Consider the following 15,323-nt stretch of genomic DNA (forward strand, 5'->3'; position numbering starts at 1 on the left):
TTCTCACTCGTGAATAAACACTCTGAAATCTATCCTTTTATCCCCGGGAGCCTCACTTTCCATATCCCTGGTCAAAGGACATATCCACAAAAGACCTCCCTTTTTATCGCAGATACTGCCGGCAGCAAGCTCCGCGCTGTCTCTTCGGCTGGTGGAAATAAAGCAGTATGTGGTCCTCTCATTCTCTTCTCTTTTGAGAAAATGCTCCATAAGTCCGCTCATATCCTCCGTCTCTTTACTCAGGTCGATCCTGGCAAGAGCCCTCAAAAAGCTGGTGATATGGTCCCCAGAAGCTCCCGATGAGAGCATCACAGTTTCTCCCGTGACCTTGTCCTTTCCGTTGGTCAAAAGAGATACGGGCACTCCCTCACGGATAAGTCCCTCCGCCAGGGACATGCAGATTCTTATGCTGTCCTCCAAAAGCTCCGTCTCAAAGAGGATTCTGGGAGGCTCCACATTAAGCACCAGGGTGACCTCAGGACTCGCAGTATAGTCATGGATATTGACCTTGACCTGGCCGGTTCTGGCGGTGGCCTTCCAGTTGATGTTTCCCATGGGATCCGTGGGCACATATTCCCTTATGCCCCTGAAGGTAAAATTGTCCTCGTAGAGGATCCTTCTTGTGACAGCCTGTCCGCAGAGCTGCTGCAAGAGGGGCTCTATCTTCGCAAAGGGGATAAGCCTTGGATATACATATAAACTTGTTCTCTGCTTTCTAAGGGCATAATGGATATCCGGGCTGAAAAAGTCCGAAGCGTTAAGGCTGGTCTGGAGAATACTGTAATATCCTCTCCTGGGACATGCCATAGGGAGCCTTCTGGTGATCCTGGAATAGAACCTGAGGCTGAACACATCTATAACATTTACCCTGTCGGTTATGGAGGAATTGGTCTCATCCTCAAACACAAGTCCCGTATCCGTCTGGAAATTCACCTGCAGGATATGGAGCGGAATGAAATTCCTGTTGGTAACAACCTCCGTCAGAGAGGCCTTTTCACCCTCCACCACGGCATTTTTGTCAAACTTTAGCTCCACCTCAAGGTTTCTTTCCCAGTATCTTCCGAACACCCATCTCTCCACCTGATATAGCAGAAAAAGAATTATCGGTATCAGTATGATTGGCATCAGAATTCCTCTGTAGGTACAGTGACCTCGCTAATAATCTCTTCTATGATCTCTTTGCCGCTCTTCACAGCGCCGTAGCTGTTTCCCATATAAAGCCTGTGGGCCAATACCGGCACCGCCAGCTTCTTCACATCCTCCGGAACCACATAGTCCCTTCCCTGAACAAAGCTGTAGGCCTGGGCACAGTTCATAAGGGCAAGGCTTCCTCTGGGGCTGACGCCCTGGGCCACGTCCTCTCTCTTTCTTGTGGCCACCACGATGTCGGCTATATATTCCCTGATCTGGGGATGAACCTGAACCTTCAGCACCTGCTTTTTCATCTCTTCGATATCTTCCATGGTTGCTACGGCCCCAAGGCTCTCCAACAGCGCATTTTTCTTCTCCCCGAGAAAACGCTCCAGAATCCCCACCTCTTCATTTTTCTCCGGAAGTCCCATGGACAGCTTCATGACAAATCTGTCCAGCTGCGCCTCGGGAAGTGGGAAGGTTCCGCTGGTCTCTATTGGGTTCTGGGTTGCTATTACAAAAAAGGGCTCGGAAAGCTGCCTTGTAACGCCGTCAATGGTGACCTGTCTCTCCTCCATACACTCCAGAAGTCCCGCCTGGGTCCTTGGTGTTGCCCTGTTTATCTCATCCGCAAGAAGTATATTGCAAAATACCGGACCGGGATTAAAGACGAACTCGCCCTTTCCCGCCTGATATACGTTAAGTCCAGTAATATCCGAAGGAAGAAGATCGGGAGTAAACTGAATCCTGTTATATTTCGCATCTATGGACCTGGCCACAGACTTGGCCAGCATGGTCTTACCTGTTCCCGGAACGTCCTCCAAAAGCACGTGTCCGCCCGCCAAAAGCGCAGTCAGCACCAGTGTCACAGTTTCATCCTTGCCGATTATCACCTTTGATATATTCTCTTTTATGTCTAATACCTTGCTCATGTTGCCCTCCGTTCAGAAAAGAAGCTCTATCTACCTTATTTTGCGCTATTTTTTTCAAAACATCCACCTTCTTTTTGAATTCACGGCATGTTTATTGAATATTTAAAAGATGCTTTCGTTATTTCGTAAAAACATGTACAATGGTGAGGGGGAATTCACAATGAATCTTTTTACTGGTGCTAAGACACTTAAAGAACTCTATACTGATTATCGCAGCATGAATGCTGATGAAAAAGCTGATTTTTATCAGTCTAAATGTGACTATTACCAGAACTTTGCAGCAGTCTGCATGGTTCTGGCTTCTATTTTTTCCGTAGGATATATTTTGCCGGATTATCTTATCAATCGTTCCGTCACTCCTACTCTGCTTCCGCGTTTATCGGTCATTATCGCCATTGCGCTTTTTCTTGTTGTCACCCATTACTCCAGAAAAAGAGCATTGACTGTTTTTATGGATCATTTTCTGGTCCATTCCATTATCATCACCGCCATCTGGGCCATCTACAACCTGGATGACCAGATCCACTCCAGCGAAGGCCTTATTATCATGAACCTGATGCTGATGATAGTTGGCTTCGTTGCAAGGCCCTCGGAATCACTGCTCTCCCAGATCGCTTTTTTCCTGGAAATACTCATTTCAGACCAGTTCATCCATTACGAAGGTCTTCCGGTGATCCTAGTCCTTCAGGCCACCTGCGCCATAGGAATTCTGGTGACGGAGTGCCTTATGACCCTCTTTTACCTGGATCATTATCGTATAATGCAAAAACTGGAACTGGCCATGGTCACCGACCCTCTGACCCAGGTCTATAACAGACATCTTCTGGAGAGGATAATCACCCAGAACGCCCTGAAGGATATAAGCGGCCCCGTGGCCATAGCCATGATGGACATCGATTACTTCAAGCAGGTAAATGATGAGCACGGCCATTACACCGGGGATCTGACACTTTTGTATATAGGTCAGAAGCTGTCAAATGAGACCCACGACAACGACTTCGTCATCAGATACGGCGGCGAGGAATTTGTTATCATCCTGAAAAACTGTGACGTCAACAACGCCTGCGCCAGAATGGAGCAGTTCAGACGGGACATCGAATCCGCACCGGACACCCCGGTTCCCATCACTGTTTCCGTGGGCGTCTCAAGATACACCGGGGACTTCAGTAAGACCATCCAGAATGTGGACGCCGCCCTGTACAAGGCCAAGAACACCGGCAGAAACAAGGTTGTGGTATATTAAAAAGCAAATAAAAAAGCCTGAAAGAAACTCGTCAAATGAATTTCTTTCAGGCTATATTTTTGATTTAAATTATTCCTCGGAAGTATCTCCAACAGGCTTACCACCTGTAGCCAACCACTTGAGGTATGCGTTGATGAATGGATCAAGCTCTCCGTCCAGTACGCCGTCAGCATTGGATGCCTTGAAGCCTGTACGGGTGTCGTTAACCATAGTATAAGGCTGAAGGACATAGGATCTGATCTGGCTTCCCCAGGCATTATCCATAACTTCGCCTCTGATGCCTGCAAGCTTTGCAGCCTGCTCTTCCTGCTTCATGATAAAGAGCTTGGCCTTCAGCATCTGCATAGCCTTGTCCTTGTTCTGGAACTGTGAACGCTCATTCTGGCAGGCAACTACAACACCGGTAGGAATATGTGTGATACGTACAGCGGATGAAGTCTTGTTGATGTGCTGTCCGCCGGCACCACTGGAACGATAGGTATCGATTCTGAGGTCATCGGGATTGATGTCGATATCAACATCCTCCTCGATATCAGGCATTACGTCACAGGATACGAATGAAGTCTGTCTCTTAGCCTGTGCATTGAAGGGGCTGATACGTACAAGTCTGTGTACACCGTGCTCTGACTTAAGAAGTCCGTATGCGTTGGTTCCTGTGATCTGGAAAGTAACTGACTTGATTCCTGCTTCGTCACCGTCAAGAAGGTCAAGAACCTCAGTGGTGAAGCCCTTTCTCTCTGCCCATCTGGTATACATACGATAAAGCATGCTAGCCCAGTCACAGGCCTCTGTTCCGCCTGCACCGGCATTAAGTCTGAGGATTACGTCATATTTGTCATAGGGCTGGTTAAGAAGGTTGCTGATACGGATATTCTCAAGGGTTGTCTCGAAATCATCAAGCTCTGATCTGATCTCTGCTGCCATATCGTCATCATCAACACCCTCAGCGTTCTGCATATCGATAAGGTCGATGATATCTCCGTACTGATTGTTGAGCTTCTCAATATTCTCAACAAGGTCCTGCATGTTCTTAAGGTCCTTGGTCTTCTTGTTGGCCTTCTCTGCATTGTCCCAGAAATTGGGCTCCTCCATCTCACGGGAGAGCTCTTCGATTATCTTTTTCTTAGTGTTAAGGTCAAGAGACGCCGTTACTTCATCAAGGGTTCCCTTAAGGTTCTGGATCTCAACCTTCATCTGATCTAAAATTACCATTTCTACTACTCTCTTTCTAAATAAGCTACTTCCTCATGTCCGTTATGTCATTTCACAAGCAAAAGATTCCGTGCGAGCACGAAATCTTTTGCTTGCTCATTCCATATATCGCTCACTTATGCCCTGCCGTGGCAGTTCTTGTACTTCTTGCCGCTTCCGCATGGGCATGGATCATTAGGATAAACCTTGGCTTCAACTCTCTTAACGGGAGCCTTGGCAACTGTGTCATCCTTGTTGGTTCCTGTAACCTTGGCAACCTGCTCACGCTCAACCTTCTCTTCGATGTGAACGTGGAACAGAAGTCTTACTGTATCTTCCTTGATGTTCTTAGCCATTTCGTCGAACATCTCATAACCTGAAAGCTTGTACTCAACCTTAGGATCTCTCTGACCGTAAGCCTGAAGTCCGATACCCTGACGGAGCTGATCCATATCGTCGATGTGATCCATCCACTTTCTGTCGATAACCTTCAGAAGGATGACACGCTCGATCTCTCTTATGGTCTCAGGCTCAGGGAACTCAGCCTCTTTTGCCTCATAGAGCTTAACAGCCTCTTCCTTGAGCTGCTGGGTAAGTCCTGACTTGGTGAGCTTATCAATACGTCCTCTTGTGATCTTCTTAAGAGGAATGGTAGGTAAAAGGAGCTCATTGAGTTCCTGGAGGTTCCAGTTATCGGAATCGTTCTCTTCTCCTACAACGGTCTCTACGGAAGCCTCTACGATATCTGTGATCATCTTGTAGATGGAATCACGCATGGAGTCTCCGTCAAGAACTCTCTTACGCTCTGCGTAAATGATCTCTCTCTGCTCGTTGTTAACCTGGTCGTACTCAAGAAGGTTCTTTCTGATTCCGTAGTTGTTGGACTCGATCTTCTTCTGAGCTGACTCAATGGCCTTGGAAAGTGATGAGTGCTCAATCTCCTGTCCATCCGGAATCTTCAGGGCATTGAACATCGCAATAAGTCTCTCTGAACCAAAGAGTCTCATAAGGTTATCTTCCAGTGAAAGGTAGAACTTGGATTCACCGGGATCTCCCTGACGTCCTGAACGTCCACGGAGCTGGTTATCAATACGTCTGGACTCATGTCTCTCAGTACCGATGATCTTAAGACCGCCGGCTGCTCTTGCTTCCTCGTCAAGCTTGATATCGGTACCACGACCTGCCATGTTGGTGGCGATGGTAACAGCACCCTTTCTTCCTGCCTCAGCTACGATCTCAGCCTCCATCTCATGGAACTTGGCATTCAGTACCTGGTGCTGGATTCCTCTCTTTTTAAGGAGCTTACTTATCTCCTCAGAGGACTCGATGGTGATGGTACCAACAAGAACAGGCTGTCCCTTCTCATGGGACTCTACTACTGCATCGCAGATAGCATTGAGCTTCTCTTTCTTGGTCTTATAAACAGCGTCCTGATGATCGATTCTGATTACAGGCTCGTTGGTAGGAATCTCGATAACGTCCAGTCCGTAGATATCACGGAACTCTCTCTCCTCGGTAAGGGCTGTACCTGTCATACCGCACTTCTTCTCGAACTTGTTGAAGAAGTTCTGGAAAGTGATGGTAGCAAGAGTCTTGGACTCTCTCTTAACCTTAACATGCTCCTTGGCCTCGATAGCCTGGTGGAGACCGTCTGAATAACGACGTCCCGGCATGATACGTCCGGTGAACTCGTCTACGATAAGGACCTCATCATCCTTAACGATGTAGTCGTGGTCTCTCTGCATAAGGTTGTTGGCACGAAGAGCCAGGATAATGTTGTGCTGGATCTCAAGGTTCTCGGGATCAGCAAGGTTCTCTATACGGAAGAAACGCTCAACCTTGGCAACACCCTGCTCTGTAAGGTTGACGATCTTGTCTTTTTCATTGACGATGAAGTCACCGGTCTCTTCTCTCTCGACACCCATGATGGCATCCATCTTGGTAAGCTCTTCCTGGTCCTCACCTCTTGTCATCTGCTTGGCAAGGATGTCGCAGGCCTCATAGAGCTTGGTTGACTTGTCACTCTGACCGGAAATAATAAGAGGGGTTCTCGCTTCGTCGATAAGGATTGAGTCGATCTCATCGATGATGGCAAAGTTAAGTCCGCGAAGAACGCACTGCTCTTTATAAATAGCCATGTTATCACGAAGATAATCAAAGCCCAGTTCGTTATTGGTAACATAAGTGATATCGCAGTTGTAAGCAGCCTTTCTCTCCTCAGAGGTCATGCTGTTAAGTACAACACCTACTGTAAGACCAAGGAATTCATGGATCTTACCCATCCACTCTGCGTCACGCTTAGCCAGGTAATCGTTGACTGTTACAACGTGAACACCCTGTCCTGCCAGGGCATCAAGATATGAAGGAAGTGTAGCCACAAGAGTCTTACCTTCACCGGTTTTCATCTCAGCGATACGGCCCTGGTGAAGAATAACACCACCGATAAGCTGTACTCTGAAGTGCTCCATTCCAAGGACTCTCTTGCCGGCCTCTCTGACAACCGCATATGCCTCAGGCATGATGTCGTCAAGGGTCTCGCCGTCAGCAAGTCTCTTCTTGAACTCATCAGTCTTGCCTCTGAGTTCCTCATCTGAAAGAGCCTGCATCTTGGGTCTCATAGCCTCGATAGAATCAACTGTTGATCTGATTCTTCTAAGCTCCCTTTCACTGTGTGTTCCAATAATCTTATCAATAATACTCATTTCTTCTATTCTCCAATTTGGGGCATAGCTCCCCAATTTTTAGTCAAAGTACGGGGACTATTCTAGCAGATTTGCGTAAAATATTCAACAACCATCTATTACCCTGTAATTTCCTCGCAAATTAGCTACTTCTATTATGCACAAAAAGAAATTGAAAAACTATGACCTTTTGTTTATTATGTACTTAACTTTATGGAGGAGTTACATATGAAAAAAATGACAAAGAAGGTGGTCATTGCCACCACAACAGGTCTTGCAAGTATGATTCTCAATGCTGCCTGCGGTTACGGCCCTCCGGTACAGGAAGATTACCGTGAGCCCATCAGCACCTACGGCGAAACAGTTGATGATGTTTCATCCGAATCTTCAGCAGCGCAGAGCACAGATCAGCAGAACAATTCTTCATCTGCTGCAACAGCAAGCTCAACTGCCACAGAATCAGGGCTTACCTATGAAGAGATCCCCGGTGATGCATCCAATAACCTGGAGTCCAAGGATGAATATTTCATAGAGCATGACGATTCCGATAATTACAAGATCCCCGAGGTTCCCGCCGTATACGGACCGCCTACATCCAACTGGTGATCATACTAAATAGTTTTAAGGATAAAATAATGAATAAGACCAAAATGAAATTATCCCATCTTGACCTGCAGCATGATGTGCGGGTCAAGTTCTTCGATAAGCCTATTCTGCAGCAGCTTTTCTTTGAGCTCACCCTCAACTGCAACGAGCACTGCTGGCACTGCGGATCAAGATGCGGAGATGTTAAGATGGGCGAAATGAGCCCCGATGAATGGAAAGAAATACTGGATCAGTTAAAAGAGGATTATAAAGGCTCTCTTCCACAGATCAACGTTACAGGAGGAGAGCCACTTTTATACCCCGGTTTTGAAGAAGTCATGAGCTATGCTCATGAGCTGGGCTTTAAATGGGGTATGACCTCCAACGCGGTGCTGATCACCCCCGAGGTTGCACAGATGCTCAAAAGATGCGGCATGAACACCATCTCCGTCAGCATCGACGGCCTTCCCGAGACCCACGACAAGATAAGAGGTCTTAAGGGCGCCTACAAAAGAGCCATGGAGGGAATTCAGAATCTCATCGATCTTCAGTTTGTTGAGCATATCATGGTAACTACGGTTGTGAATCATCAGACCATCAGCGAACTGGAACCTCTCTACGAGATCCTTTGCGACGTGGATATAGACAGCTGGCGAGTAATGGGCATAGAGCCCATCGGAAGAGCCCTGGAGCATCCTGAGCTTCTTCTTACAAATGAGGATCACAAGGCCCTGATGGAATTCATCCGAAACAAAAGAGCCAACAACGATCCCGTTACCTATGGCTGCTGCCACTACCTTGGCCTTGACTATGAAAGAGAAGTCAGAGACTGGTACTTCTTCTGCATGGCAGGCATCACCGTGGCCAGCATTACAGTAACCGGCGATGTTTACGGCTGTCTTGATATCGACAGAACTCAGCCCGGGGTTATCCAGGGCAACGTCCACGAAAGACGCTTCTCCGATATCTGGGCCAACGAATTCAAGGCTTTCCGCCGTGACAGATCTGCAGACAACGAAGACTGCAAGAACTGCAAGAGCCGCAAATACTGCATGGGCGGAGCCTTCCACACCTGGGATCTTGCCGCCGGAACACAGAGACTCTGCTTGGCAGATGCGCTCTTTCCTGATAAATGATGATATACGGATTGCTTCGTTTCTTCGAAACTGTCGCAATCCTACAAGAATTCGGAAATCGCCATGCTCATTTCATTCGCATGTCTTTTTTCCTCATTCTTGTTCGGTTCATGAAATAACAGAAGGGAAAACATGCAAGCATGTTTTCCCTTCTTTATTTATGAACTTATATCATTAATATGTCTGTGCCTTCTCTTCTCCGGTCATAACACGGATTGCGCCCTGGGCGAGAGCAAGGAGCTCGTCTTCGCCGGGATATACGGTAACGGGGCAGATCCAGTCAACGCGCTCTTTGATGGCGTCTGTGATAACCTGACCGTATGCGATACCGCCTGTGAGGATGATCTGGTCTACCTTACCCTTAAGAACTGTAGCGCAGGCGCCGATGTTCTTGCAGATCTGGTAGATGAAAGCTTCACGAACAAGAATTGCTTTCTCGTTGCCTTCCTCACACATCTTGTTTACTTCTCTCATGTCGTTGGTTCCAAGATAAGCGTTAAGTCCGCCGTAGCCAACGATCTTCTTTTTCATCTCATCGTAGGTGTACTTGCCTGAGAAGCACATATCTACAAGAGCCTTGGCAGGAATTCCGTTGGCTCTCTCGGGAGAGAATGCACCGTCGCCGTTAAGAGCTGCATAAACGTCAACCATCTTGCCGTTCTTGTGAACGCCTGTGGATGTGCCGCCGCCCATGTGAACAACGATTACGCTGATCTCATCATATTTCTTGCCGATTTCCTTGGCATAACGTCTTGCAACAGCCTTCTGGTTAAGAGGATGGTCGATGGAAACACGCTCGATCTCAGGCACACCTGAAATACGGGCTACGGGCTCCATCTCGTCAACTACTACAGGGTCAACGATGTATGAAGGAACGCCGATCTCATCACCGATCTCTCTTGCAAGGATACCGCCCAGGTTAGATGCGTGCTGTCCCTGAACGCCCTTTCTGAGGTCCTCTAAAAGTGCATCTGTGCACTCGTATGTGCCGCCGGGAATGGGACGAAGAAGTCCGCCTCTTCCTACGATTACGTTAAAGGACTTGATATCGATGTTCTCTTTCTTAAGGAAATCAAGAATAATGTTCTTACGGAAATCCTTCTGATCAATGATTGACGCATAGGATTCGATTTCTTCTGTGCTGTGTCTTAAGGTCTCCTCTTTTACAAGAGTCTCATCCTCAAAAATACCAACCTTGGTAGATGTTGAACCGGGATTAATGATCAAACTTTTTATCATCACAATTCTCCTTTTCTAATCAGGCATTCTCATTCATAGAAGCTACAACTGCAGCCAGGGCGATGGAATTAACCTTTACATCAACAGAATCTGATCTTGAAGTAAGGATAACGGGAGCCTTGGTTCCTGTAAGGATGTTACCGTTCTTAACCTTGGCAAGACGAACGATGGTCTTGTAGGTAAGGTTTCCTGCGTGGATATCAGGGAAAAGAAGGATGTCGGCATCACCGACGATCTTACGGTCAAGGGCGCCTGCCTTGTGCTTAGCAGCCTCAGGATCGATAGCAAGGTCCATGGAAAGAGGTCCGTCAACGATGCAGTTCTTGATCTCGCCGGCCTCATTCATCTTGGTGAGCTCTGCTGCCTCAACGGTAACAGGCATCTTGGGGTTAACAACCTCAACAGCTGCAAGAGGAGCTACCTTAGGGCACTCTACGCCGCAGGCTCTTGCAACATCAACTGTATATTCGATGATGACTTTCTTATCCTCAAGGGTGGGATATGGCATGAAAGCAACGTCTGTAAGGAATAAAAGACGATCAATGCCGGGAATTTCAAATACGCATACGTGTGAAAGAGGACGACCTGTACGAAGTCCTACTTCCTTATCAAGTACGCTCTTAAGGAAGTCCTTGGTCTCAAGGGCACCCTTCATATAAATGTCAGCCTTGCCGCTGGAAACAAGAGAAACTGCTGTGCGGGCTGCCTCAACGGTATCCTTCACATCAATGATCTCATAGTCGGCAGGATTCATGGAATACTGACCCATGATCTCTACGATCTTGTCCTTGTCACCAACGAGGATAGGATCTACGATTCCTCTCTCCTTGGCAACCTTAACAGCCTCAAGTACGTGTGTGTCCTGGGCTACAGCAACTGACATCTTCTTGGTGTCGGCTGTCTTTAATTTAGCCAGAATGTCATCAAAGTTCTTACTCATCTATATAACCTCCGTTTTTAATAGTACAACGCCATATGACAAAATTTTAACACTTTGCATTTCAGTACGCAAGTAAAAAGGGCCATAGCCTTAAGCTATGACCCTTATATAATCTTTAGAAACCTTCCATTCGACGCTGACGGCGCAGCTCTCTTCTCCTGATGGCGCCCTCCCACTCAGCCTTTTCACTCTCTGTGCGAATATTGAGGCCGTAGGGAACGGTAACGGGAGTTCCGTCATCATCTATGCAAACCTCTGTGAGATATGCCCTGTTCAGAACATGTCTCATGCCTGTTCTGATATCCTCTACGTAAGTATCTACTCTGACTTCCATGGAAGTCTTTCCAACATATGTAATTTTTCCGATAATAACAAGAACGTCCCCGAGAACCGCCCCCTGCTTGAACTGCATGTTGTCCACAGCAGCTGTGGCAATGGGGTTACCCGAATGTCTTACGGCAACGGTGCCTGCCACCTCATCGATCCAGGCCATGAGCTGTCCGCCAAAGAGTCTGTTCTGAGCATTGATCTCATCATACTTAACTACCTTGGTCCACTCGGTAATGGAGTCTTCAACATTCTTGTTGGCAATCTGCTTATCTACATGAAAAACCTTGCCCATTCCTTCACCTCCTAGGAGATTATTATACTACCTATTTTACCCTATAATCATCCCAAGTGCCACTGAAAGGATCATATAAAGCCTTGAAATTCCGAGGGCCAGGAAGTAGAATTCATACTAGTGCTGCTGTTTTCTATGGTTGCACTATGGGGAAAAATAACTCGGAGGATTAAGGCAGTATGAAAAAAAGTATGATTTACAGGAGCCTGGGGCTTGTGCTGGCAGTTAATCTAGCTGTGCAGAGCGGCTTTGTCAGCATGGCAGCTGAAAATACAGGCTCGTCTATTGAGATTGCCGACGAGGTGGCGGTCTCATCAGAGGATAATTCTTTATCCGATGAAATTTCCATTGAAGAAGAGGAACAGGAAATTAAAGATGCTGAGGACATCACTGTGGAAGATACAGTTGATGTGGAGGAACCCGGTGAATCTGTGGACATCAGCGCCAACGACAGCAGTGATGAAGCTGTAGATATGGAAGAAGACCTCGGCGATGAAGCAGAGCTTCTTGGCGGCTCTCTTACCGCCAACATGTCCTGGGACTACAATGGCGGCGTCCTTACCATCAAGGGCAGCGGCATCATGCCTGACTACGGCTACCACGACACACCCTGGGAAGCCAACAGAACTTCCATTAAGAAGGTTGTTTTTTCCGGCTCTGTAACAGCCATTGGCAACTATGCATTTTATGAATGTACCAATCTTAAGGAAGTAGTTTTTTGCAACACCATCACCGTCATCGGCAGATCTGCTTTTGCAGAAACGGCTCTGACAACGGTCAACCTCCCGAATTCATTAAGGGAGATACAGCAGAGCGCCTTTTATTGCTGTAATATCAGCAAGGTAACAATTCCATCCAAGGTTGCTACCATTGAAGGACATGCTTTTTACGGCAATAAGCAGCTCTCTGAGGTCGCCATCGAGTCCAAGAGTATCGTGTCAGCAGGCTACGCAGCATTCTGCAGCTGTGCCATCAGAAAGATTACTTTCCCTAAGGATATGGTAAGTATTCCTGACAGCCTTTTTGACGGAGCTACATTCTCTGATTGCAGCATTGTGATCCCTGCATCCGTTAAGACCATCGGAACAAGGGCTTTTTACGCAGATGACAATTCAAAGGGAAGTTTTAATGTCACCTTTGAATCCGGATCCAATCTCACAAGCATCGGCAGAACAGCCTTTTACAAGACACACCTTGATAAGATTACTTTACCTTCATCATTGAAGGAAATCGGTAGTGATGCCTTCGGCTATTGCAGACTTACTGAGATCACAATCCCGGAGAATGTCAGCATCATCGGAGACTTTGCATTTAAATACAATAAGAGCCTTTCGAAGGTCGTGATAAAGCCCAAGACCCTTTCCAAAACAGGAATGCAGATCTTCTACGGCTGCTCCCTTAGCAAGGTTGAGCTTCCGGAGGGAATGAAGCTTATTCCGGAATATATGTTTTACCATGCTAATTTCAGCGGTTGCAGCATAACAATTCCCAAGACGGTAACCACCATCGGAAGCCACGCATTTGCTGCCAGCATCAATGACAGCGATGCCAAGGGAATATCAGAGCTTAAGTTTGAAGAGGGCTCTGTTCTTTCGGAGATCGGGGCAGCAGCCTTCGAGTATACACATATTGAAAAACTGAGGCTTCCTGAAGGCCTGAAGATCATCGGCGCCTGCGCTTTCCAGGGCACCAGGATCTCAGAGATAACCATTCCTTCAAAGGTTTCAAAGATGGATTATTACGTTTTCCATGATTGTAAATTACTTGAGAAGGTTACAATTAATTCCACATATCTTACAGACGTGGGAACCGGAATCTTTGAGGACTGCATGGTCAGTGAGGTTAACCTTCCCAAGGGAATGACCATGATTCCCAATGATATGTTCTATTCAGCCAGCTTCGTAAATTGCACCATTACCATCCCCGCATCCGTTACCTCCATCGGTAACAATGCTTTCTGGGCTCATGGAAACGGCGAAAGGGGACTCAGTGAGATCAAATTTGAGAAGGGCTCCAAGCTCACCAAGATCGGAAGTCACGCATTCCAGAACGCACCTCTTGACTACGTGGCTTTACCTGACAGCCTGTTGGAGATCGGAAGCTATGCTTTTGCCAATACGAGGATCAGCGAGATAGTTATTCCATCCAAGGTTACTACCATCGAGAACTGTGCATTTGAAGATTGCAAGTACCTTTCCAGGGTAACACTTCCTGCTTCTGTTAAGGAGATCGGTTATTACGCTTTCAAGACAGGCGGCGCAGGACAGATCAGGTTCTTTGTTAAGGCAGGAACCTATGCTTACGAATGGGTTAAAAAGAACGCTGAGACCTTCAATTTCGTAATCTCAGCAGCCTATGAAATTGCTTACGTATTGGGAGGCGGAACCAATAACCCCAAGAACCCTACAATGTATGAAAAGGGTGATTACATCACTCTTTACGCTCCTACAAGGACCGGATACAGCTTCAAGGGATGGTTTTTGGATGCAGCTTATAAAAAGAGCGCAGACAATGTAGATACCTCTAAGGGCAATAAGCTCACCTTTTATGCTAAGTGGGAAGCCGGCACCTACACAGTAAAATATAACGGTAACGGCAACGGAGCATATATCGCAGGTGATACTCAGTTCCAGATTAAGTATGGAGCCAAGTATCCCAAGAACCTTTCAACAGCAAGCCGTAATGGTTACAAGTTCGCCGGTTGGTATACACTTCCGCAGGGCGGCAGCAAGGTTACCGGCGGCAAAACAGTATTCAATCCTGAGAATCCAGATAGCGCAGTACTTTATGCCCAGTGGACACCGGTGAAATACAAGATCACTTATCAGCTTGATGGCGGCACTCTTAAGAAGAAAACACCTGCTTCCTACACAATGGATCAGGATGCAGTTCTTCCAACTCCAACTAAGACCGGATATACCTTCACCGGTTGGATGGTAGTAAGCAGCACCGGCAAGACCAATGTGGCAGCAGGCGGAACCATTGCAGGTGGAAAGGGTAATTACGGCGATGTGGTGCTGAAGGCTACCTGGAAGATGAATGGCTATAAGCTCATCATTCACGAGAACAAGAAGGGCGCTCAGGATAAGACCTGTACATCAGGAATTATTTACTACGAAGACGTTGTAAGTATGTTTGATATGGCAGCGCTTCTTAAGAACAAATGCGGAACATCAGAGACAGAGAAGATTTCTTCCTTTACTACCAAGGCTAATGGTAAGGGCAAGAAATATACAATAGCCAAGAGCTATAGCAAGCTTTCTACCGGCGACAGCCAGGGCACCGTCACCATCGAACTCTATGCTCAGTGGGGCAAGAACGCCAACTATCATATCACCTATGATCTTGGCGGTGGAACTCTTAAGAGCCCTGTTTACTCCTACACCGGAGCCAAGGCTGTAAAGATTGCAGCTCCCAAGAAGAAGGGTTATAAGTTCGTTGGCTGGGAGGTAAGCGGCCCCGGCGCTTCTTCAGTAAAGCTTGACGGAACAACAGCCACCATTCAAAAGGGCGGCAAAGGAAAGATTCATTTCAAAGCTAAATATAAGCAGGCATAAAAATATCCCGGCACTCTCAGCCCAAGCTATGAGTGCCGGGATATTTTTCTCCCCCGTGTGGGGGAA

General features: G+C 47.0%; 11 protein-coding genes. 4 read left to right on the forward strand and 7 right to left on the reverse strand.

Annotation, left to right across the window (positions count from 1 at the left end):
- Positions 1–3 precede the first annotated feature (3 nt).
- Positions 4–1,125: a DUF58 domain-containing protein gene (locus T359_RS0105730; protein WP_026516636.1), complete on the reverse strand. Its 1,122-nt coding sequence runs from the start codon at positions 1,123–1,125 to the stop codon at positions 4–6.
- Positions 1,125–2,063: an AAA family ATPase gene (locus T359_RS0105735; RefSeq protein ID WP_026516637.1), complete on the reverse strand. Its 939-nt coding sequence runs from the start codon at positions 2,061–2,063 to the stop codon at positions 1,125–1,127. The genes T359_RS0105730 and T359_RS0105735 overlap by 1 nt, the downstream gene beginning before the upstream one ends.
- Positions 2,064–2,223: 160 nt before the next feature.
- On the opposite strand from T359_RS0105735, the gene T359_RS21365 reads away from it, so the two are divergent.
- Positions 2,224–3,306: a GGDEF domain-containing protein gene (locus T359_RS21365; protein ID WP_026516638.1), complete on the forward strand. Its 1,083-nt coding sequence runs from the start codon at positions 2,224–2,226 to the stop codon at positions 3,304–3,306.
- A gap of 69 nt (positions 3,307–3,375) precedes the next feature.
- Here the strand turns inward: T359_RS21365 and prfB are convergent, their stop codons facing one another.
- Both prfB and secA read right to left on the reverse strand, forming a co-directional pair.
- On the reverse strand, positions 3,376–4,518 hold the full coding sequence (gene prfB, locus T359_RS0105745) for a peptide chain release factor 2 (RefSeq protein WP_026516639.1): 1,143 nt from the start codon (positions 4,516–4,518) through the stop codon (positions 3,376–3,378).
- 116 nt (positions 4,519–4,634) lie between these two features.
- Positions 4,635–7,199: a preprotein translocase subunit SecA gene (secA, locus tag T359_RS0105750; RefSeq protein WP_026516640.1), complete on the reverse strand. Its 2,565-nt coding sequence runs from the start codon at positions 7,197–7,199 to the stop codon at positions 4,635–4,637.
- A gap of 207 nt (positions 7,200–7,406) precedes the next feature.
- Between secA and T359_RS0105755 the strand changes: the two genes are divergently transcribed.
- Together T359_RS0105755 and T359_RS0105760 are read left to right on the forward strand one after the other, a co-directional pair.
- Positions 7,407–7,784: a hypothetical protein gene (locus T359_RS0105755; protein WP_026516641.1), complete on the forward strand. Its 378-nt coding sequence runs from the start codon at positions 7,407–7,409 to the stop codon at positions 7,782–7,784.
- 29 nt (positions 7,785–7,813) lie between these two features.
- Positions 7,814–8,899, forward strand: coding sequence for a radical SAM/SPASM domain-containing protein (locus T359_RS0105760; RefSeq protein ID WP_026516642.1), 1,086 nt, complete (start codon positions 7,814–7,816; stop codon positions 8,897–8,899).
- A gap of 174 nt (positions 8,900–9,073) precedes the next feature.
- On the opposite strand, the gene buk is transcribed toward T359_RS0105760, so the two are convergent.
- The 3 genes from buk to T359_RS0105775 all read right to left on the reverse strand — a co-directional run bounded on the left by buk (position 9,074) and on the right by T359_RS0105775 (position 11,700).
- A complete protein-coding gene (buk, locus tag T359_RS0105765; RefSeq protein ID WP_035783576.1) occupies positions 9,074–10,138 on the reverse strand; it encodes a butyrate kinase in 1,065 nt (354 codons plus the stop codon).
- 19 nt (positions 10,139–10,157) lie between these two features.
- Positions 10,158–11,078 carry a phosphate butyryltransferase gene (gene ptb / locus T359_RS0105770; protein ID WP_026516644.1) on the reverse strand — a complete coding sequence of 307 codons (921 nt, stop codon included), beginning with the start codon at positions 11,076–11,078 and terminating at the stop codon, positions 10,158–10,160.
- Between the two features lie 115 nt (positions 11,079–11,193).
- Positions 11,194–11,700 carry an acyl-CoA thioesterase gene (locus T359_RS0105775; RefSeq protein WP_035783578.1) on the reverse strand — a complete coding sequence of 169 codons (507 nt, stop codon included), beginning with the start codon at positions 11,698–11,700 and terminating at the stop codon, positions 11,194–11,196.
- 179 nt (positions 11,701–11,879) lie between these two features.
- On the opposite strand from T359_RS0105775, the gene T359_RS0105780 reads away from it, so the two are divergent.
- A complete protein-coding gene (locus tag T359_RS0105780) occupies positions 11,880–15,257 on the forward strand; it encodes a leucine-rich repeat protein (RefSeq protein ID WP_026516646.1) in 3,378 nt (1,125 codons plus the stop codon).
- The last annotated feature ends 66 nt before the right edge of the window (positions 15,258–15,323 follow it).

Source organism: Butyrivibrio sp. MC2021, assembly GCF_000621605.1.
Taxonomy (GTDB): domain Bacteria; phylum Bacillota; class Clostridia; order Lachnospirales; family Lachnospiraceae; genus Butyrivibrio.